The organism is Vibrio sp. A1-b2 (assembly GCF_021726015.1).
GTDB lineage: Bacteria > Pseudomonadota > Gammaproteobacteria > Enterobacterales > Vibrionaceae > Vibrio > Vibrio diazotrophicus.
Window position 1 is genome coordinate 1 of record NZ_JAKKCI010000016.1, and the last position, 21,520, is coordinate 21,520.

Annotated in this window: 11 protein-coding genes and 2 pseudogenes; 7 read left to right on the forward strand and 6 right to left on the reverse strand. The window is 43.6% G+C overall.

From position 1 onward, the window contains the following. Positions 1–207: 207 nt before the first annotated feature. A complete protein-coding gene (locus L3V23_RS20325; RefSeq protein WP_237292852.1) occupies positions 208–1,092 on the reverse strand; it encodes a LysR family transcriptional regulator in 885 nt (294 codons plus the stop codon). 142 nt (positions 1,093–1,234) lie between these two features. Between L3V23_RS20325 and L3V23_RS20330 the strand changes: the two genes are divergently transcribed. The 5 genes from L3V23_RS20330 to L3V23_RS20350 all read left to right on the forward strand — a co-directional run bounded on the left by L3V23_RS20330 (position 1,235) and on the right by L3V23_RS20350 (position 8,002). Beyond that, a complete protein-coding gene (locus L3V23_RS20330) occupies positions 1,235–1,855 on the forward strand; it encodes a glutathione S-transferase (RefSeq protein ID WP_237292854.1) in 621 nt (206 codons plus the stop codon). 256 nt (positions 1,856–2,111) lie between these two features. After that, positions 2,112–3,806 carry an FAD-binding oxidoreductase gene (locus L3V23_RS20335; RefSeq protein WP_237292856.1) on the forward strand — a complete coding sequence of 565 codons (1,695 nt, stop codon included), beginning with the start codon at positions 2,112–2,114 and terminating at the stop codon, positions 3,804–3,806. A gap of 937 nt (positions 3,807–4,743) precedes the next feature. Further along, positions 4,744–5,502 (forward strand): FCD domain-containing protein, encoded by a 759-nt coding sequence (locus L3V23_RS20340; RefSeq protein ID WP_237292858.1) that lies wholly within the window; start codon positions 4,744–4,746, stop codon positions 5,500–5,502. A gap of 174 nt (positions 5,503–5,676) precedes the next feature. Continuing rightward, a complete protein-coding gene (gene aldA / locus L3V23_RS20345; RefSeq protein WP_237292860.1) occupies positions 5,677–7,119 on the forward strand; it encodes an aldehyde dehydrogenase in 1,443 nt (480 codons plus the stop codon). A gap of 118 nt (positions 7,120–7,237) precedes the next feature. Continuing rightward, a complete protein-coding gene (locus L3V23_RS20350) occupies positions 7,238–8,002 on the forward strand; it encodes a helix-turn-helix domain-containing protein (protein ID WP_237292861.1) in 765 nt (254 codons plus the stop codon). Between the two features lie 86 nt (positions 8,003–8,088). Here the strand turns inward: L3V23_RS20350 and L3V23_RS20355 are convergent, their stop codons facing one another. The 3 genes from L3V23_RS20355 to L3V23_RS20365 form a co-directional block, all read right to left on the reverse strand. After that, positions 8,089–10,458: a sugar-binding domain-containing protein gene (locus L3V23_RS20355; RefSeq protein ID WP_237292863.1), complete on the reverse strand. Its 2,370-nt coding sequence runs from the start codon at positions 10,456–10,458 to the stop codon at positions 8,089–8,091. Between the two features lie 140 nt (positions 10,459–10,598). Beyond that, entirely contained in the window at positions 10,599–13,028 is a 2,430-nt protein-coding gene (locus L3V23_RS20360; RefSeq protein WP_237292865.1) for a glycoside hydrolase family 2 TIM barrel-domain containing protein, read from the reverse strand. A 124-nt stretch (positions 13,029–13,152) separates the two neighbouring features. Continuing rightward, positions 13,153–14,235, reverse strand: coding sequence for a glycosyl hydrolase (locus L3V23_RS20365; RefSeq protein WP_237292867.1), 1,083 nt, complete (start codon positions 14,233–14,235; stop codon positions 13,153–13,155). A gap of 447 nt (positions 14,236–14,682) precedes the next feature. On the opposite strand from L3V23_RS20365, the gene L3V23_RS20370 reads away from it, so the two are divergent. Together L3V23_RS20370 and L3V23_RS20375 are read left to right on the forward strand one after the other, a co-directional pair. Next, entirely contained in the window at positions 14,683–15,957 is a 1,275-nt protein-coding gene (locus L3V23_RS20370) for a carbohydrate porin (RefSeq protein WP_267134839.1), read from the forward strand. Between the two features lie 94 nt (positions 15,958–16,051). Beyond that, positions 16,052–18,910 (forward strand): beta-galactosidase, encoded by a 2,859-nt coding sequence (locus L3V23_RS20375; protein WP_237292871.1) that lies wholly within the window; start codon positions 16,052–16,054, stop codon positions 18,908–18,910. A gap of 238 nt (positions 18,911–19,148) precedes the next feature. Here L3V23_RS20375 and L3V23_RS20380 read toward each other — a convergent pair. Together L3V23_RS20380 and L3V23_RS20385 are read right to left on the reverse strand one after the other, a co-directional pair. Further along, positions 19,149–20,217, reverse strand: a pseudogene (locus L3V23_RS20380) (integrase core domain-containing protein). Positions 20,218–20,485: 268 nt separating this feature from the next. Next, positions 20,486–21,513: pseudogene (locus L3V23_RS20385) on the reverse strand (IS110 family transposase). Positions 21,514–21,520: the final 7 nt, after the last annotated feature.

Consider the following 21,520-nt stretch of genomic DNA (forward strand, 5'->3'; position numbering starts at 1 on the left):
TAGCTGATGAGATCGTAGATTGATGATTTAGTTCCATGATTTAGGAAACAAAGCCGCTCTGGGAATGTAGCTTTCTTCCTTAATTAGGGGCTACATTTTTCTTCTTCAAGCTATTGCGTTTGATGATCTGAACTAGAAGTTTGGGGTACAGATTTAAGTGAGCACAATCACTTACGAGGAAAACCATGACAAGCAAGAATAAACCTATTATTCTTTAAACCAAGATACAAGATGATCCACTAGGGCTCTAATTCTCGCTGTTAAATGTCGGTTTTCAGGATATACAACATATAATCCCATTGGTTCCACCTCCATACCTTCGAATAGCAATTCTAGCTCACCCGATTTGACATGAGGTTCTACGGCGTAATACGGTCCAATTCCAATGCCTAAGCCACCACTCGACATATTGGTAATTGCCCGAGGAGAGTCTGTATTAAAAGTTCCGGATACTGGGTAAGAGACGATTTGGCCATCGATATTAAAGTGCCAATTTTTCGAATCATTGGAGCTGCGAAAAAGAAGGCAGTTATGATCGATCAGCTCTCTAGGATGTGAGGGACGGCCATTTAAACTCAAATAATCTGGAGAAGCAAAAAATACTACCCGCATATCCTTTAGTTTACGTGCTATTAAATTCGAGTCCTGTAGTTTACCAAATCTTATCGCAATATCGACGCCCTTTTCCACTACGGCAATATGACTATCTGATAAGAGTAATTCAACTCTTACATCGTTGTGCTGCTTTTGGAAAGCGAGCAACGGCTCTATCAATTCTTTGCTTCCAAACCCCGTAGATGCTGTCAATCGAATCGACCCAGAAAGTTCTTTTTGGCGGTGCTGTATCAAGTCTTCTAGTTCATCAAACTGTTCTAGCATAGGTAAGCAACGCTCATAGTAAGCGCGCCCTGTTTCAGTTAATGTCACGCTGCGTGTAGATCGATAAAAAAGTTGTGCATCCAGTCTGCTTTCAAGTTGTCGGACATACTTACTTGCTAGCTTAGTACTCAGGTTTGATTGCTTTGCCCCTTGAGTAAAGGATTTATGGCGCGCCACATTAACAAATACACGCATTGCTTCAATAGTGTCCATAAAACTTTCCCTTCTGAATCTCAAAGCCGCCATTATCTATAAAATGTACATTATCTTTGTATGAATAGGTAGATTATAACCTAGTAAAAACCTTATATACTCTTTTCATACACAGACAAACAAATCAGTTTAGGAGTCCACAATGTCAAATGGTATTCGTATTCACAGTTTCCCATTGTCGGGGCACGCACACCGCGTGGAATTATTTGCAAGCATAGCCCGTATTAAACACGAAATTATTCATGTTGACCTTCCATCCGGTGAGCACAAAAAGGAGCCATTTTTAAGGCTAAACCCTTTAGGGCAAATTCCAGTCATTGAGGACGGAGAGGTTGTCATTAGCGATTCAAATGCCATTCTTGTTTACTTGGCTCGTCGATATGCACCAGACTTTTTTCCTTCAAACCCAGTGCTAGAAGCAGAAGTGCAAAAGTATTTGACACTGGCTGCTGGTGAGATAGCTTTTGGTCCTGCTGCTGCCCGTCTGATTACAGTTTTTAATGCACCATTGGATGCTCAGTTTTGCCAAGTTATTGCTGAAAGGGCACTTACTAAACTCAATACTCTAATTGGAACTAAAGACTTTTTGGTTGATGGTAGACCAACTATTGCAGATATCGCCGTCTATTCATATGTGGCTCATGCACCTGAAGGAAACATTTCGCTAGACAAGTACCCGAATATACTACGCCTGCTAAGCAACATTGAGAATCTTGATGGTTTCAAAGCGATGCCTCACACCGCGGTTGGGCTTTATGCCTAGTATGAGTGTTTGGCGTTAGAGTCGTTAAGATAAGACAGCTAATACAAAAGCTGAATACGTTCGAGTAGGTAAGCGAAGGGCCATTGAGAGATTTAGTCAGCAGGTAGTGGCACTCGCTTACTTATGTGCCACTACCTGATTTTGAATCAATTTCCATTTCATGGTTGATAATAATAGGATCTTCGCCGCAGAAAATCCTATTAATTTAAAAACTATGAAGCACGCCAATAAACTAACGGAAGACTCAAGAGGTTTTATGTCTGATTCATCTTATCATCCTGGAGAATTAGCCGCCCAAGATAAAGCGGGAACCAGAGGTGTCGCTGCTGAACTTGCGGCGGGTAAGCATAGTGCCCTTAGTTTTGCTTCTGGTCATGACGTGTTTTTAGCTGCTCAGTCATTTGCCGCGCTCGCCAGTGTTGATTTGAAAAATGAGTCTGTATGGGTAACTCCTTTATTTGGCCAATCAGGTGATTTGGTCGCTATATCAGAAAAGGAAATAGCTATCTCTAGAGACTGTATTCCAAATTTAGACATGCTTAATTTTATAGAGCCTGGTACGCCATTGTCCTTGCTAGGTATAGATCTAAACAGAAGAATTAGGCACCGAATTAACGGATATACTATTGCAGGAGAAGACAACGGTAAACATAGTGTTTTTTTGCAAGTTACTGAATACTCGCCTAATTGTCCTAAATACATTAATCGTCGAGATATAATTCCAGCTTCAGACGGCACGCCTTCGTTAAACAAAGATGCTAGGGTTGAAACTCGTACAAGGCTTACAGAGGATGATCAAACATTTGTCCGAAAGATGGATACCTTATGGATAGGTACTTACGCACCAGGCATAGGTACTGACTGCAATCATAGAGGAGGCAAACCTGGTTTAATTCGAGTCATATCGCCCTCCACAATAGAGTGGCCAGAGTATAGAGGGAATGGAACGTTTTTCACCTCTGGCAATCTGGAATCTTATGAGAGGGCTGGGGTGACACTCGTTGATTTTGAGTCTGGTAGCATTATTCAAATGACTGGTCGTGCAACGGTCGATTGGGAGCACGATGGCAGTTACGAGGGAGCTTCAAGAAAAATAGTTTTTCACATTACAAATTTGGTTCGAACGAATGAAGTAACCAATCATCGTTGGAAGCGTTTAGATTATTCGCCATACAATCCTGTAGTGTCAGGTACAGGAAACGTCGACACTGAAAGTGAATACCCACAAGTGGCAACCTTGGCTAAAATCGTTGACGAAACCGAAAATGTTAAAACGTTTCGTTTTGTGATACCCAGACGTATCGCATTTCTTCCGGGACAATATGCAACTTTTGAGTTTAATAATATTCCCGGTGGTGAAGCTATCGAAGTTCGCACTTGGACACTATCGGAAACACCCAATAGTATTAACGGTGATAACACATTAGATATTACCGTAAAGCGTATGCCAAATGGATTGGTAACAAACTGGCTACATGGCTATGCAGAAGTTGGGATGGAGGTAAAGTTACTTGGTATTCAAGGTGAGATGACTGCGGTGTCAGTTGATGAAAATACACAAAAACCTACAGTGCCTAAGCACTTATTGCTTTTGAGTGCAGGTATTGGTATTACACCTAACCTGGCAATGATTCGAGGGATTGGAGCCTTTTCGTTGCAAGACCAAACCGACATTACCATGATTCACATAGAAAGATATGAAAAGGATCTTATTAGTCAATCAGAGCTGCTTCGACGTTCAAAACAGTATCCTCACTTCCAATACATCCATGTTATCAGCAGTAAAGAGGGTCGTTTAACAAAAGAGGCTTTGAAAAAAATGGTGTCAAATACTACTAGCCAGCAAGCGTATGTATGTGGACCAACACAATTTATGAGAGATATGACAGAATACTTGGTATCAATAGGCGTCCCTGCTGGACAGATTCATACTGAGAGTTTTGAGTTCTAGTTTAATAATTACAATTGCTTTTATACATGCTGATCTTATGAACAAATCACGCATCTTTCTGACCATCAACAAGTGATGAACCAGGCGATGATAGCTTTACATTGATTTTCAGGAGAATACAGACGACAGCAGTCGGCGTTTTTCAAGGTAGTTGTCATCATTTGCTGGCTTGTTAAGCAACTTCTCTTTCTGGATGTAGGCGGACTTCATCAACTGGTTTACAGTTTCTGATTTCGCCAGGTCAGCGCTCTGGGTTTAGACGTTTTGCTGAAATTAATACCTCGGCGCGGCGCTATAAGACGTCTTCATCTTTTCCATTGTGACGCAGTGAGCTAACTTAGCTTACTGTGCATGTACTAGGTGTTGTAACAGAGCACGAAGGCTTCAACCTACCTTCGACTGCGGTTGAGAGTTTCAAAATCCTTTTTGTACAAGCTTGGCATGTACTTTTCCTTGCGGATCAACGACTCGACATTCGGGTTGTCATCGCCGACTCTTGGGTGGCTATACGATGACATAATACCTAACTCACCAATTCTCTATCAGAAAAGAACAACTAAAGGTTAACAAACATTATTTCCAGCCAAAAGAAAGCCCTGAACTTTTGATTCAGGGCAAAATGCAGATAGTACCCCCAATGTACATAACCTGCTACAAGGTCCTCTGACTACTGATACGAGTAAATATGTACCACTGTCGTCATTTAAGATAAACCCTTGACATCATTTGGTCAACCATATGAACTAAATGAATTATAATTGGTTGTCCATTTCTTGTTATTTGTCTTATTATTAATGCTAAATTGGTGTTTTTTCTGGTTGTTTGTCAATATTTGTGTCACTTTTTACCGAAAGTGACAAGGAAATGAGATAAATTTATGCATTGATACTGAAACTACTTGTTGACCAGTGGCAATGGATTTAGGGCGATTAGAGTTATGGCAGAGCTAGGAAGTAATAGAAGAAGATATTTTGATGTAGGAACACAAATAGAAGAGTTGCTATATTCCGGCGTATTCAAAGCTGGAGAAAGGCTTCCTTCTGAAAGGGAGCTCAGTGAGAGGTTTGAGACAAGCCGCGCGACCATTCGTGAGGCTATTATCATGTTGGAGCTGAAAGGATTAGTCGACGTCAAACAGGGCGCTGGTATCTACTTTATTGACTCTCCAGATGAAACCCGCCATTCACTTCTGATACCGAAGAGTGACATCGGCCCCTTCGAACTGCTTCAAGCCCGCCAAGTTATAGAAAGTAACATCGCCGCGTTTGCCGCGACACAGATAAAGTTTAACGAGTTACAAGAGTTGAAAAGAGTACTGACTCAGCAGGAAAGTGAGATCGATGGAGATAGTACGAAGTTTGAAGAGCTAGACCAAAAGTTTCATCAAATGATTGCTGAATCAACTCAAAATCGAGTCCTGATTAATCAGGCGACTCAGATGTGGAGTTCGGTTCGAATACAGAACCCGTTGTGGCGAGAGCTTAATTATAAGTACCTTCATGAATCCGCACTAAAAACCGCGTGGATAGAAGACCACAAACGAATATTGATTGCACTGCAAAAACGCTCGTCGGATGAGGCAAAGATGGCGGTGTGGCAACATATTGAGCACAGTCGACAAGAGTTAATGAAACTCGTTAGCACAGAAGGTTCAACAGCAGAGCTTGATGATCTGTTTTTCGCTCAAGAGGTTTAGAGAGCTGACTAGAAAATGAGCTAACCAGCCGATTTAATTGCGGCTAATCTACAAAAGTTAGATTTCGCGCACACTAAACTGGTTGGTTAATACTTAGAATGTGGTAAACCAATTAATGTTTTGGCTGCCCAGTCGTTAGGTGGCAGTTATCACTAGTTTAGAGTAGGAACAGCTATGAAACGTTACCAAATGTATGTCGATGGCCAATGGATCGATGCCGTAAACGGCAAGATAGACCAGGTTATCAATCCATCAACCGAGGAAGTGGTTGCTGAAATTCAAGATGGCGACCAAGCAGATGCAGAGCTTGTTTTGAGTGCAGCGAAACGAGCTCAAGCCGAGTGGAAGCGTCTCCCTGCCCGACAGCGCGCTGAGCTGATGCGTCAGTTTGCTCAAGAAATTAGAAACAATCGTGAGTACTTAGCTGAGCTATTGGTGAGTGAGCAGGGCAAATTGCACCGTGTGGCATTGGGCGAAGTGGATGTGGCTGCATCATTTATCGAGTATGCATGTGATTGGGCTCGCCAAATGGACGGAGACATTGTTCAGTCGGATAACGAAAACGAGCATATTTGGATTCAGAAAATTCCGCGTGGTGTGGTTGTTGCTATCACAGCATGGAACTTCCCATTCGCGCTAGCGGGTCGTAAGATTGGCCCTGCACTGGTTGCCGGTAATGCGATTGTGGTCAAACCAACATCGGAAACTCCACTTGCTACTTTAGAACTTGGTCATATTGCAGATAAAGTCGGAATTCCTGCAGGTGTTCTCAACATCGTAACTGGTGGTGGTGCGAGTCTAGGTGGTGCATTAACAGGACATCGCGACACGAATATGGTGACAATGACGGGCTCGACACCGGTTGGTCAACAGATCATTAAGGCTTCTGCGAATAACATGGCGCACGTGCAGCTAGAGCTGGGTGGTAAAGCACCGTTTATTGTGATGGAAGATGCTGATCTAGAGCAAGCAGCAGCAGCGGCACTTCACTCTCGTTTTGATAACTGTGGTCAGGTATGTACATGTAATGAGCGCATGTATGTGCACAGCAGCGTTTATGATGAGTTTATGGCTATCTTTATGGAGAAGGTTCAAGCTATCAAAGTTGGTAACCCTATGGACCCTAAGTCTGATATGGGGCCAAAAGTTAACAAGCGGGAACTTGACCATATGGAAGAGCTGGTGGCACAAGCATTGAGTGAAGGCGCTAAGCTTCTTCACGGTGGCAAGCGAATCACTGGTGGTGAGTTTGATAAAGGCTTCTGGTTTGAACCAACGATTCTAGGTGATGTACAACAATCAATGACAATTGTACATGAAGAAGCGTTTGGCCCGATCTTACCAGTGATCAAGTTTGATACTTTTGAGGAAGTGATTGGCTACGCAAATGACAGCGAATATGGTCTTGCGACGATGATCTGTACTCAAAATATGAAGTATGTTCACCGTCTAACGCATGAGCTAGAGTGTGGTGAAATTTATGTAAACCGTGGCCACGGAGAGCAGCATCAAGGTTTCCATAATGGCTATAAACTAAGTGGCACTGGCGGTGAAGACGGCAAGTACGGTTTTGAGCAATACCTTGAGAAGAAGACGTTCTACGTTAACTTCGGCTAATCTTTCCATCAATGAATGTCCTATCCTTTTGAGGCAAAGTTCACTTTGCCTCTTTTTTATTTATAACAAAGATTAATACAAGCATCGGTTTAATGTGTATGGAAGTAGGTGTAGTTCAATGAAAACGGATTCGACCAAATATGCGGTCCCAGCACTTGATAAAGGTTTAGACATTCTAGAGTATCTGGCATCTCAAGATGTCCCACGCTCACAAGCAGAGATAGCGATTGCGCTCGAGCGGAGTGCCAATGAGATATATCGAGTGCTGATTGGACTTGAGCATAGAGGCTACCTTCATCGTGATGATGCATCCGGAAAGTATCGTGTGTCGTTGCGTCTCTATCACTTATCAAGGCGTATTGATCCCGTCGATAAGGTTAGGCAGTGTGCTTTACCGCATATGGAAGATCTCGCTTTTTCTACAGGTTACTCGTGTTATCTGACAATGCTTTATCAAAGTCAGACGATGGTCATCATTCGTGCTGCGAGTCACAACTCAGTCTCGGTCAATATGGCTGAAGGCACTCTCATTCCAACACTGTCTTCTTGCCCAGGTAGAATACTATTAGCGAACAGTAACGATGAAGTAAGATGGATGATTTTGGAACGTGACACGTTATTTCAAGCGTTATCTCGAGAAAACCAAGAGCATGCGCTCGACGAAATTGAGCAAGTGGGTGTTTGCGAAGTGCTTAGTGGCGAGAGTCCGTTTATTCCAAACATTGAAGAGAAATCAGTATTGATCGGGCGACGTGAAGGCACTGTCATCGCATCGCTTACTGTCTCTCTACTGGATGTGAAGCCGAAGCTTGTTGAGAACGCGGAGATATCGAACCAATTGCTCTCAACAGCACATAAGATCACAGAACAATTAGGGCTTTAGTTAGCGTCAGAACTCTAAGGGAAACGACATAGGTTAAAATGGAAAATGCCCTCAACTGAGGGCAATAATAGGGTTAGTTTTAAAGGTTATTCTCTGTTGTCCCACATTTCTGGCCAGTAGCGATAGATGCAATGACCATGCTCTTCAAGACGCTCTTTGGCTTGTGCTAAATATGCAAGGCTCTGTTCTTTTGCTTGCTGTTGGTCACCGATAAGAAGGACATACTCGTTTGTTGCTAATACTTTACCGCCGTTATCGACTAGAGTGAGGTTGACGGTAAAACTATCTACTGCATTGCTAGGAACTCTCCAAGCGATCGTACCAACTTCAGTACTTGAATCCGCCAAGCTGTCTAACGATACTTCACCAGACTCAACAGGTGTATGCTTAGGTACCTGTATTTCCCACTTAAGAGTGAGGTTTTTTAGATCTTTGTGGTAATCGTTCACCGTCCACAACTGTGCGGTAAACTCAGTACCCGCTTTCCAACGACGTTGCTTGAACTCAAGGCTTGGTAGCAGTGGCTGATAAGTTCGCTTCAAATAGTCGAAACTGATTTTCTTTTGACCATAGAAGTCGACGACACCCCACTTGATATCAGGGACATGGGTAATGAAGTGGCATAAAGCAACCCCACTCATTTTGGATTTGCGGCGACGGTATGTCTCAAGTGCAAATTGGATAACAGTACCCTGAGCGATTTGAGTGGCTTCTACAAACTCCTCCAGTGATCCCATCTTATAATCATTAAATACTTCAAAATTTAGGTTCTTAAGAATATCAATATCTGCCCAGTGGTATGCCCAACTTGGGCCCATTGGCCAAAGCTCGTTCTCTGGGATGAATTTGCGTAAGCTCTCAATAGAGGGTGCTGAGGCAGCCGTTAGCTCTGGAATGATGCAGCAATCCAGAGCAGGGTAGTACTCTTCCATAAACTCGGCACCACCCTGATAGTAGTGTTCATTGGCATGAATAGACTCGTGGGCTTTGAATCCCATATTTTGAGCTGACTCTGAGCTGAGCGGCGAAGCAAGACCATAAGGGACATTAGTGAGCTCTGCGACACATTCACCAATTCTTTCCATCAGAGCTTTGTTACCACTTTCTTCATGTGCTCCTGAGAAGAACACTTCTTCTCCTCCCATCCAGAAGATGTTTGATGGATGGTTTCGGCGTTGTTTGACGGTTTCCCGACATTCATGCAGCACACCGTTTATGAATGTTTCATCACTTGGGTAGGCTTGTGTTGCCAGTGTAAAGTTCGTCCACACAGTAATACCGAGTTCGTCACACAGGCGATAGAATTCAGGAACTTCCGGCGGGTGCCAGCCAAAAATACGCAGGTTGTTGATATTGGCTTCTTTTACCATATCTAAACGATGCTGATATTTCTCGTTATTATTTTGCCCATAGAGAAAAGAAGGTTGACCTCCCCAGCAGGCAGATCGCAAGAAGTGTCGCTTACCATTGATAAAAAATGTCCATGGATACTCAGCCTCTTCGCGACTGTATCCAGGGTTGAAGTCCATTTTCACTTCTCTTAGACCAATAGACTCCGATTGCTTATCCAATTCACCTTGCTCGTCTTGAAGAGTAATACTTAGGTCATATAGGTTAGGCTCGCCCATGTCCCATGGCCACCAAAGCTTGGCATGGTCAGCATCGATAGTAAAGTCGATATATGACTTTCCTTGCGATATCGAGACTGACTTTTCGAAGCTGTAAGATTTTCCCTCACAGTTTTTGGGCTCAAGCAGCGCAGTAAGAGTGATGGACTTGCTTGAAGGTCCCATGCTGCTTAGCTCTGCACACACATTCAAAGTCGCGAAGTTGTCTTGCTGAACGTTCACATCAGTGCGAATAGCGTCCAATTTTACGCTGTCTGTCGCGACGACTTTCACGGGACGCCAAATACCAAAAGGCACTAGGCCAGAAAAATAGTCGCCAGAGAAGTTTACTTTCTTGCCACCACAGTTGCGGTAGTTTTTAGGGGGAGGGTTAAGCTTGACCATCAACATGTTTGAGCCGTCTCTCCAATCCGCAAAATTGGCAGCCCCTGAGATATCAAACTCAAATTCAGAAAACATTCCTTCATGTGATCCAAGGAAATGACCGTTCAACCATACTTCACAGCTGTAGTCGACTCCTTCAAACAGTAGGGAAATGTTTTTTCCTTGCATCTCCGCTGGTAGGGCAAAGCGGCGGCAGTACCACCATTCGTATTCGGCTGCCCACTTGGCTCGGTGCATGTTTCGACCAAAATACGGGTCATCTATTTCATTTGCACGATGTAAATCTGAATACACATCCCCTGGCACTTTTGCGAAGTTCCAGCTGAAATGCGTGCCTTGATACTCTGCGGGAAGCAGATGAAGTTCTTCAATCACGCCTTGACCTGGGCGCATTCTTTCCATTTGCCAGCGATTTCCGCTGAGGTCTAATTCTATCCTGCTCATAGTGGCTCCTTATTTGTATATAAAGACTATATTTACAAATGAATAAATTGGTCAACTAAATTAACTTTATTGGTTGACTTATTTTGAGGGGGATCTCACTGTAAGTGCTTTGAAAAGTGTGCCCAGGTTTCTACTTACGTTTATAGGATGTGCGTCATAGTGACTCCATCGTCGATGCAAATGGTGATTTGTCCATTTTGATTCGGATAACGTTTTACGATTACGAGAGCCTTTCCTTGATAAGTAGTAAGGTTTTTTTCGGTGTGTGGCGTGATATTGGCCTCGTGTCCATTGTCGCATCCGATCCACTCGCAGCCTTCGACATCAAAGCTTAATTGATGCTCATTGTGTGTGACATTGCGACCTACACGGTCTTTGAGTTGAATGACAAGTTGGCGATATTCAGCTTCTTTATCATCAGTCTCATCAACGATGCTCAGCGTAGAGGCATTTTCTGAAGTATGGATGGTGTGTTGAGTCACGAGTTCTCCCTGATTAAAAGCATTCAGAGTGAGGGCGCCATGCTCAAAGGGGACAACCCAACGAAAAACGCGATCATGTTGCTCCCCGAGCTTGAGCCGCCCAAAACTGAGCCCACTTATGGCAAGTTCTACTTCATCGCAGTTACTGTACGCTTCAACGACAACCCATTCATTTTCCATATAGTTCCAATGAGTGTGGCGTTTGTCCCATACCCAAAGCTTTGTTTGCCACGCCTGTGGGTCTTTTTCAAATGCTGAAAACGCCGTTTTATCGAGAACATAGTCTGTTTCATTCGCTGAAACAGTAAAGCCTCGTACGAACGGCTTGTCATTCCAAAGCGATCGAAATAGCGCGTAGCTTGGCTTTTCAAAGCCAGCAGCATCAAGTAAACCACTGTCCGTTGTTCTTATTGGCCATTTGCCGTGAGATTCACCCATGTAGTTTATGCCTGTCCAAAGAAACAACCCGGCGACATGTTTGCGTTCTAATACGGCTTTCCATTCATGCCATTGAGGTAGGTTTTCGTTACCGATTATAGGCAGGTGAGGGTAGTGTTCGTGGCCATAGTCGTACACCATGCGCCGGTAACTAAAGCCTATGACGTCTAACGCGTCTGCATAACCAGATAGATAACTTGCGGATGGCAAAATGCAGTTGGCTGTGACAGGGCGAGTTGAGTCAAGTTGTTTGACCCATCGAGACAGTTGTTGCGCGGTTTGACCAATATCGGCTCCAATGTTTGGCAGCTCAGTGAGGTACTGTTGGATTTGCTCAGGGCTATGTGGTGGAAGGCTCCAAAAGTAATTTCCATCCCATTTGGCATCAAAGAACCCAGTAGCTTCGACATTACGTGGATAAGTCCACTCTATCTCGTTACCAATACTCCACATAAAAATACAAGGGTGGTTAATATGTGAACTTATTGTGTTTTTAAGATCCCGCTCAGCATCTCGCAGAAAATGTTCTGTATATCCACGACTGATAAAGTCATGGTGCTGTTCATTCATGTTTAGGCGTTTATCTTTCGGGTTGTCCCACTCATCAAAGAACTCATCTTGGACTAGAAATCCGAGTTGGTCACAAAGGTTAAGTAGACGCTTAGAGGCTGGATTGTGTGCGATCCGTATTGCATTAACACCGCAGGCTTTGAGTTTGTTTAAGCGACGAACCCAGATTTCATCGGGTACCGCTGCGCCGACCAAGCCACCGTCATGATGAAGGCAAACCCCTTTAATTTTTGTTGATTGACCATTTAAGTAGAAACCTGATTCGGACTTAAACTCGATACTGCGAAATCCGGTATGCACTTTTAATTCCTCTACCCAGATATCATTAATATAAATTTTGCTCACGACGCGATAAAGATTCGGAGCGCCTGGAGACCAGAGGCGAGGCTGGTTCACATCAATGGATAGGTTAACTAAAGTGCACGCAGAGGGAGTAAAGTCAGTTCGGTTTTCATTCACGACTGTAAGTGACTGCAAATCGATGACTTGTGTGACGAGTCGACCAATTGCTGCATGTTCTGGTTCAGGTGAACAGAGAGTAACAGATTGATTAATCGTCCCAAGACGACGATCTGCGTCTCCGATTTTTGCCTCGATGATGTTAGACCAAAGAGGAGAATAGTGTTCTCCGGTAAGAATAAGTTCAACATCACGATAGATACCGGAACCTGTGTACCAGCGACTATCAACATAACGACGTCGGTCAACTTTGATCACGATTTCATTGGTGTCATTGAGGAACGGCGTAATGTCGAGAACGAACGGAGAGTAGCCATAGTTCTGCTTATGGATTAGATTTCCGTTAAGTATGATCTCTGAGTTATTGTATATTCCATCAAAATGGATGAAACAGCGCTTAAATTTGTCGGAAAGTGGATGGGTAAACGTTTTTCTATACCAACCTACACCACCAGGTAAGTAGCCAGTCGCGCCATCGTATTGTTCGCTAAATGGCAACGATATGCTCCAATCATGAGGAAGAGTGATTGGATTCCAGTCATCGGGTTGAGGGTGCTCTTCGTTGAGTTGAAAGAACCAGTCGTGGTTAAACAGACAAGCATGTCTAGGGGAAGGGTTCATCAGGCTATCCTTAGTTTTAGGTCGATAAACGACATCACCAGTGACCAGCTGGACAGTGGAGAGGAGAACTTGTCACTAGTTTTTGAAAGCACTGGCTCAGGACAGAACCAGTGCACAGTATCAATTAATTACTATTTTGGAAGGTTCCAGCATCTAAGATTTGACGCTTCACTCGGTAACGACAGATGTAGTTCCAGTTCCAGCTTGAGTCATATTTATGGCAAAGACCCCAGTTTAAGCCGGGTGCTTCGAAGCTGTCTTCATCTTTGTCTCGGAAGATACCAAGCGCCTCTGGTGCGCCCTTGATGTGAGACATGATTTCGAAATTAATACCATCTTCTGCCCACTGAATCGTATTTTTCTCTGGGCCGTCAGTAGTAATAAGCGAAGCAATACCACCGTTATGATGCCAAACAGCCACTTCGTGGCCAGAGTTTGAGATCGGGTTGTATTCAGACTTGACGTAAGGCCCAAGAATATTGTCGGCGATTGCTACGCCATGTTTAATCTCTCGACCTCCCATATTCATGCTCTCTCCCATGGTTTCACCTTTGTAGTATAGATAAAACTTATCATTGAAGTGCATCAGGCAAGGGTCGTGCACCTTATGGCTGTCAAAGCTGCCTTTAGAACTGACACGGAAACGATTGTCTTCATCTCCCTCCCATTCGCCATCTTTTTCAGGGCTTAGAATCGGTGCGTTAGATTTTGTCCAAGGGCCAAATGGGCTGTCAGACCAAGCTAGAGCAATTTCTTCAAATTGACGATTGGTATACGGTGATTGGACGGTTTGGTAAACAAGGTAATAAAGTCCTTCGTGGACAAGAACTTCAGGCGTAAACACAGCTCGATCATCATAAGAACCAGGTTTGCCAACTTGAATTGCTGCGCCTTGCTCTTCCCAGGTAATGCCATCAACTGAAGTCGCATGCCAAACTTCAGTCTTATCCCAAGGGAAAACTTTGTCATCTGGGTTGCCAGTAAAACCCTTGGTTTCGCCTTCACCTTTTGTATACCAACAGTGATATAAATCATCGACTTGGATAACCGCAGTAGGGTCACGACGAATAACGCCTTCCTGATAAGCAAAGTCACCTTTTAATTCTTGAACATCAAATTCAATTAACCATTCAGGACCGCGACGGTCGTAGCCGCGCTCGATCGCGCGCAAACTTGCCAAACTGAGTTTTTTCTGAGGTGAATTCATGAGATATCTCTCTAGCATAGTTACAAATTTGGAGTAAAGGTAAACCAATTTTTTGATTGTGTCTATTTCCCGACAATCAAAACAGTGATTGGTTGGTGATAAAGTGATACATAACACAGTTTTAAAAATCACCATATTTGTTGATTTTCTACAACCTGATGTAAACATTGAACTCCGTATTGCTATAACTTATTAATTTATAATGTTTTTATTTGGTGTGTATAGTTTGTGTGGTGGCGTATACATGACTTTAGGTTAATCTTTAGCTGTAAATTGTTAAACCTGTCACTGAATATTGGTTGTCCATTTTGTAATAATGCCTACATTGAGGTCGAATTGGTAAACCGGCTTCAAGACTTCAATTACTACTTACTCAATCTTTAAGGAAAAAAGATGAAACATAAAATCCTAAAGTACTCTGCAGTGTGTTCCAGTCTCATTTTTGCAATGTCTACAAATGCAAATACAGCAGAGGGACTAGCTTTTCATGGTTACGTAATGTACGGAACAGGCTTCACGAATGATGAAGTATTGAATGAACAAGCTTATGACTGGGCCGGGACTGGTGGCAACATTTTCCGTCTTCCAGGTCAATATCACGCAGATTCTTCTGCGGGGCGGTTGGGGAATGATGGAAACTGGCTACAGCTGCAGTCTGATTATGGCTTAAATATGAACGATATGAACTGGGGCGTTCATGTCATGTTCTCATCTAATGGTTACTCTGACAATTTCGTACCAGAATGGATTTATGTTGACGCTGCTGGCGTGTTCCCAGCAATGCCGGACGCTACGGTATGGGCTGGCCAAAAGTATGTTAACCGTGTGTCTACACCATTGGTTGTTAACGAGGCGCTAGCCAGCGATGGCCGTGGCTTTGGTATTGAGAAAATAGACTTAGATTTTGCTGCGCTTGATTTGTCGGTAACTCGAAACCTTTACAACTCTTACACCAATGGTGATATGAACCAAGGTGATACTGTCTTATTTTCATCAGCACTTCGCGGTATGGAAATAACAGATACAGTAAATAGTGAATTATACCTGAACTATGGCACTTACATGGGGCCGGATAGTGATGTTATCAACCCTAATACCAGTGAAAAAAATAAGGATGCTGCGCCTGATTCCTATCAAGTAGGTTTGAAATTTAACCATAACGCGGAAAATATGCATCACCAATTGTTCTTGCGTTATAGCAGTGAAGCTAGACAAGTTGCGACACGTGAATGGTGGCAGCCAGTGCCTAGTGATCTCCTTGGCGGATTCTTTTATGGTAAGTATCAATTAACAGACCGTTATCGTTTGGAGTATACATTTGCTCATGAGACAGAAAAATATGATCAGCAAGCTCGCGAAACAACACATCCAAGACGTATGCCTATAGCGGCGATGCAGAGTGACTGGGATTCATTCATAGTTCGTAATACTTATAACTGGAGCAAGCGCACATCCACCCAATTGGAAGCAGGATATGAGCAGATCAAGTATAAAGCAGTAAACCCAAGTGAAGGTGGTACTAACTCAGGTTACAAAGTTACGCTTGCACAAAATCTTCACATCGGAAATGGTGAGTGGGATCGTCCAGTAATTAATTTTTATGTGACTTATGCTGAGCAGGATGTAGAGACCGACGTTTTTGATACATGGGGCCTTGGTGGTTTTAAAATGGGTAAATCGGATGCGTTGACCGCTGGTGTGATGTTTGAAGCGTGGTGGTAACTCTGACATAAATTTATTTTAAATGCTGTCTCCACGGCTCACGTCGTGGAGCACTTATATCTATATCCACCAACCTACAAAGATAATAACGAGAATGAACAAGACAAAAACTACACTAATTCTATCGAGCGTGCTGTTTAGTGCTTATGGCTGCCAGTTTACTGCTGGTTCACACTCTGAAACTGCTGTAGGACGTGAAGAACAAGCGAGCATTGCCGTTCCTAATTTCGAATCAGATAACTTTTTCAAAATTGTACAAGTATCACATGCAAAAACGGAGAAGGTTTTGGGCGTTGGGGTAACCTCTGGTTACTCGGCTCTAAAAGTAACATTTGATTCCGTCTCTGAAGCAAACAAATTCAAATATTGGCCGAATGTGAAGTTTTTCCCTGAAGGCGGAATGTGGAACTGGAACAATAAGGGCAGTCTCAAGGTTGATGTCACGAACCCAACTGACAAGCCAGCCACTTTCATCTTTAAAATCGTAGATAACGTTGGCCAAATGGGCGCGGCGACGAATCAGTTGAATTACGCTGTAACAATCCCTGCCAATAGCACTGAAAAAGTAGAGATGCTGTTTAACGGTGGAAAACGTGGTCTAGATGGTTACTGGGATGGCCAAAACATCAATTTACGTAAACTAGCCGAGCTGCAAGTATTTGTTCAAGGCCCAATGGATAAGCAGACGATCATTTTGGATAACCTAGAGCTTATCGATGCTACAGGCGATTTCATTTCAGCAGAAGAGCAAATTGTTGAAGCTGGGCCAATCCCAACCTTGAAGTTGATTACTAGCTTTGAGTCTGGAGAAAAGGACTTTGTATCAGACCGAAGTGTATCAACATCTATTAAGAAAGTGGAATTAGACATTGGTTTGGGTTTACAAGTGAAATTTAAAGCTGATAACGCGTACCCCAATGTCACATTTATGCCAAATCGCCCTTGGGATTGGTCAAATGAAGGCAACTTCAACCTCGCTTTCGATATAGAAAACCCAACCGGTGACCCTATTCAGATGTTCGTTCGAGTGGACCAGGCTGAAAATAAAAACTGGGGAGGTACGGCAGATGGCGTACAAGACAGTATGTCGAACTACGTGACCTTACTACCAAACGAGAAAAGTACTTACTACATGACACTGAGTCAGCTTGAGGGGCATATCGTTTCTGGAATGCGCAGTGAGCCACCAAAGAAAGCGTATAGCGCACAAGCGATCAGCTACGGTTGGGGGGAAACAAGCTTAGATTTATCGAACATCGTCTCTATACAACTTTACTTACAGAACCCTACAAAAGACGCAACCATTGTAGTTGATTCAATTCGCTTGGTTCCTAATCTCGATGCTGATGTATCGCGCTATGAGGGTTTGGTCGATCAGTATGGCCAGTTTACTGGCAGTGACTGGAAAGAAAAAATCCATAGCGATGAAGAGTTGCGAGAATCAGGTAAAGCAGAACTGGAACGACTAGGTAATACTAAACCGATGTCAGACCGAAGTAAGTTTGGTGGTTGGAATGCAGGCCCGCGCCTTGAAGCCACGGGTTTCTTCCGCGCAGAAAAGCTCAATGGCAAATGGACTCTAGTTGACCCAGAGGGCTATCCGTTCTTTATGACGGGGCTTGCGAATATTCGTATGGATGACACGGTTACGATTACAGGTACCGATTACAATAAACCAAAAACGAAAGAGGGTCGTTTGATTGCTTCCTCGCTGCGTAAGTCAATGTTTACTTGGCTACCAGACTATGACGATAAGTTAGCTATCAACTATGACTATGCCGGATATGTTCACTCGGGTGCGCTTAAGAAAGGGGAGGTATTTAGCTTCTACCGTGCGAATTTAATGCGTAAATACGATACGAGTCAGCAAGATGCGTTAGAAATCTGGCGAGACGTGACGCTTGATCGTATGCAAGATTGGGGTTTCACCACACTAGGTAACTGGAGTGACCCTATGTTCTTCGGTACAGAACGTGTGGCTTATGAAGTGCATGGTTGGATTACTGGTGATCATAAACGAATTAGTACAGGTAACGATTACTGGGGGCCAATTCATGACCCGTTCGACCCAGAGTTCAAGAAGAGCACTCGTACGATGGCGGAAGGGCTTGCCAAACAGGTAGATAAAAACGACCCGTGGCTACTCGGTATCTTTGTTGATAATGAAATCAGCTGGGGTAACGTCATGAATGAAGCTAATCACTTTGGTTTGATTGTGAATGCCTTGAGCTATGACGCAAAAGAGAGTCCAGCTAAAGCTGCTTTCTCACAACACTTGAAAGAGAAATACACGACAATCAATGCGCTCAACAAAGCGTGGGGTACGACTCAAGTTAGCTCTTGGGAGGAGTTTGACAAGTCATTTGATTATCGAAGCAGTTTGAATCCAGGCATGAAGGACGACTATTCTGATATGCTAACGTTGCTGGCCGATAAATACTTTTCGACAGTCGACGCTGAGCTAGAGCGCGTACTACCAAACCATATGTATCTTGGAGCCCGTTTTGCTGACTGGGGTGTCACGCCAGAGATCGCGAGAGGTGCTGCGAAATATGTGGACGTCATGAGTTACAACTTATATGCGAACGATCTGAACGATTCGAAGAAAGCACACTTTAGAAAGTGGCTAGCGGAGTTAGATAAACCAAGCGTCATTGGTGAGTTCCACTTCGGTTCTACGGATACGGGGCTATTCCATGGTGGTATTGTCAATGTCGCTAATCAAAGTGAGCGTGCGAAGATGTACACCCACTACATGCAAAGCGTCGTAGATAATCCGTATTTTGTCGGCGCACATTGGTTTCAATATCTTGACTCACCAGCAACAGGGCGAGCTTGGGATGGCGAAAACTACAATATCGGTTTTGTCACGATCGCTGATGAACCATACGTTGAGTTGGTTGAGGCGGCAAAACAATTCAACGCAAACCTATATAACAATCGCTTTCAATAATAACCGCTTCAAATAACGTCGAAACTAGGCACGGACGTTCGTTCCGTGCCTGCAAATTTCATTATGGAAAATGAGATCTAATCTATGAACGTGAATAAAACTCTGACAGCTCTCCTGATTGCAGGGATGGCTGTGCCCACGCTCGCTTCAACTCTAATCACATCGTTTGAAAGATAGTGAAATACATGGTTATGAGTATCGGCGTTTTTCAAGATAGTTGTCATCATTTGCTTGCTTATTAAGCAGCTTCTCTTTCTGGATTTAGGTGGACTTCACCAACTGGCTTACAGTTCCTAATATCACTAGGCCAGCATTCAGGTTTTAGCTGTTTTGCAGTGAGTAATACCTCACCTCGGCGCTTCAAGATCTCTTTATCTTTTCCATTGTGACGCTGTGAAGGCGTGACATAATTTAGCTTACTGTGCTTGTGCTCGGTGTTGTACCAGCGCACGAAGGCTTCAACCCAACTGCGGCTGCTGTCGAGAGTTTCAAAGCCCTTTATCGGCCAACTTGGCATGTACTTTACCGTGCGGAACAACGACTCAACATACGGGTTGTCATCACTCACTATTGGGCGGCTATACGATGAGGTTATGCCTAACTCATCCATCTTCGCTTGCTTTTGTCTAGTCCGCTGACGGCCACGATTGTTAAGTTGTCCTTGAGCGCCTAGCACTCGATAATAGCTTGACTCTGAAGCGATATACTCACCTTTATCAAGCAGTGTTGGTACGATTTGAGTCGGAGGTAAGCTCGCAAACTCAGGGCTGTTACACACCTCGATAATTGCATCACGCTCTTGCTGTGAGAGCTTGTTAGCAGGCTCTGGTCTGGCACAGGCCGGTCTTTTATCCGCCTGAACCTCTCCTTGTCGATACCATCGACGATAGGTTCTCACGTAATTTGAACCTCATGACAAGCTCGCTCTAAGCGGCAACCGCTTTGGCCTGCTTTTTTGCTTCCGCTTCTCGCTCTTTACTCGACATGAACCCTTGCATACATTCGCTGCGCCAGATGTGGACTTGCTCAGGAAATAGACCTTTTTCACGGCAATATTGGCTGAGTTTATTCTCGGTCATCGAGTAAGTCTCGGCGACGATGGCAAGTTTAGTCTGAGTATATCACTGCTCTGTTGAAGTATTGCTGTTTGGCACTGCAGCTCCTGAATGTCTGAGTTGCTGCCGCCAATGATACAGGGTCACGGTGCTAATGCCTTCTTCTTTTGATAACTGGCTCACTGACATGGAATACGGAGGCAGTAGCTTCTTCAATATGGCTTCTTTTCTTTCTGCTGGAATACGAGACACAATTCACTCTTTCCGCCCCAAACTGGTTAAATTTTAACAGTGACAACTTATGTGGACTCCCCTTTGTCAACAATAAAAAGTTCAAAACAAGAAATAAATGCGTACTTATGTACGAGTTCTGGTGAGTAGCTAACTCAGACTCAATGATATTTACGCGAGCTAGTGGCAATTCTATCCTGCGAGTTCGAGACTCTTCGCTGTCGGCTGCTTAGACTAGCGGATTTTCGATCTTACTTTATGCATTTTTACTGTTTCGACACTTTTAAAATCAAGCCATGATAGGCTCTGCTTTATATTCTGTACCTTGTGTCAGAATGGCAAAGGCCGTTAGTACATTTTTATTTGCCAATGCAACAGCAGCACATTTTTTGCCACGGCGTTCTATTAGTACTTTTAGCCATAACTCTTGACCTGTTAGATAGATGGCTTACAACTGCCATTGCTCCAGTGATTAACTGACTTACTTCTTAAAATATTGTTCTTCACACGTCTGCCTATAGAGCCCAATTTTGCTTTGCCACCAGTTGAGTGCTGTATAGGATTAAGACCTATGCAAGCCGCAGCATCTTATTCTTTAGTAAATGTACCGATATCCGCACATCCGAGCGCAATGTACAAACTAACAGCATTTAGCATTCCCACTCCTTCAATTTTGAGCAACTTTTTGCAGTCAGGCTGAGACTGTAGGGATTTTTCCAGGCATGAATCATAAGTATCGACAGCATCAACCAACGATAAGTATTGCTCCCACGCATCAGCAAGAGCCATGCGAAACTCACCTGACAATCCATTCTCTGCATCTTCCAGAGTCGACTCAATACTTCCCCTTAACCCACCATGCTTTTGGGATACTTTGATATTGAACTCGGATAACAAGGCTATTAACTGATTCTTTGCTGCTGTTTTTTGTCTGACACTTAGCTCCCTTAGTCGCATGACGGATTGCAACTGTTGCTGCTCCATTGATTTTCCTGAAATAAAGGCAACATCTGGTAGCGAGGAAGCTTGAACTATGGCTAAAGCATCATTTTTGTCTGTTTTCTGGTTTTGCCTCACTGAGGCTACTAATTTAGGGGAAATTAATCGAGCATCATGCCCTAAGGATACTGCAAGCTGTTTCCAGTAGTTCGAAGTCCCACATGCTTCAAATATAACGGTCACTGGTTCTGAATTTGCTAGCCAAGAAGTAAACTCATTCGTTGTCATTTCAGTATTAGAACGCACTTTTTTGTTCGCATAAACGCAAACTTGAATCACTCTTTTGGCTAGATCTACCCCGACAATTGTCTTCATCATGTTGGAT

What these genes read in the sequence shown, in the direction of transcription:
- L3V23_RS20340 (WP_237292858.1), top strand. Translation starts at nt 4,744, where the DNA reads ATGGCAGAGCTAGGAAGTAATAGAAGAAGATATTTTGATGTAGGAACA.
- L3V23_RS20350 (WP_237292861.1), top strand. Translation starts at nt 7,238, where the DNA reads ATGAAAACGGATTCGACCAAATATGCGGTCCCAGCACTTGATAAAGGT.
- L3V23_RS20375 (WP_237292871.1), top strand. Translation starts at nt 16,052, where the DNA reads ATGAACAAGACAAAAACTACACTAATTCTATCGAGCGTGCTGTTTAGT.
- L3V23_RS20325 (WP_237292852.1), bottom strand. Translation starts at nt 1,092, where the DNA reads ATGGACACTATTGAAGCAATGCGTGTATTTGTTAATGTGGCGCGCCAT.
- L3V23_RS20365 (WP_237292867.1), bottom strand. Translation starts at nt 14,235, where the DNA reads ATGAATTCACCTCAGAAAAAACTCAGTTTGGCAAGTTTGCGCGCGATC.
- aldA (WP_237292860.1), top strand. Translation starts at nt 5,677, where the DNA reads ATGAAACGTTACCAAATGTATGTCGATGGCCAATGGATCGATGCCGTA.
- L3V23_RS20370 (WP_267134839.1), top strand. Translation starts at nt 14,683, where the DNA reads ATGTCTACAAATGCAAATACAGCAGAGGGACTAGCTTTTCATGGTTAC.
- L3V23_RS20335 (WP_237292856.1), top strand. Translation starts at nt 2,112, where the DNA reads ATGTCTGATTCATCTTATCATCCTGGAGAATTAGCCGCCCAAGATAAA.
- L3V23_RS20355 (WP_237292863.1), bottom strand. Translation starts at nt 10,458, where the DNA reads ATGAGCAGGATAGAATTAGACCTCAGCGGAAATCGCTGGCAAATGGAA.
- L3V23_RS20330 (WP_237292854.1), top strand. Translation starts at nt 1,235, where the DNA reads ATGTCAAATGGTATTCGTATTCACAGTTTCCCATTGTCGGGGCACGCA.
- L3V23_RS20360 (WP_237292865.1), bottom strand. Translation starts at nt 13,028, where the DNA reads ATGAACCCTTCCCCTAGACATGCTTGTCTGTTTAACCACGACTGGTTC.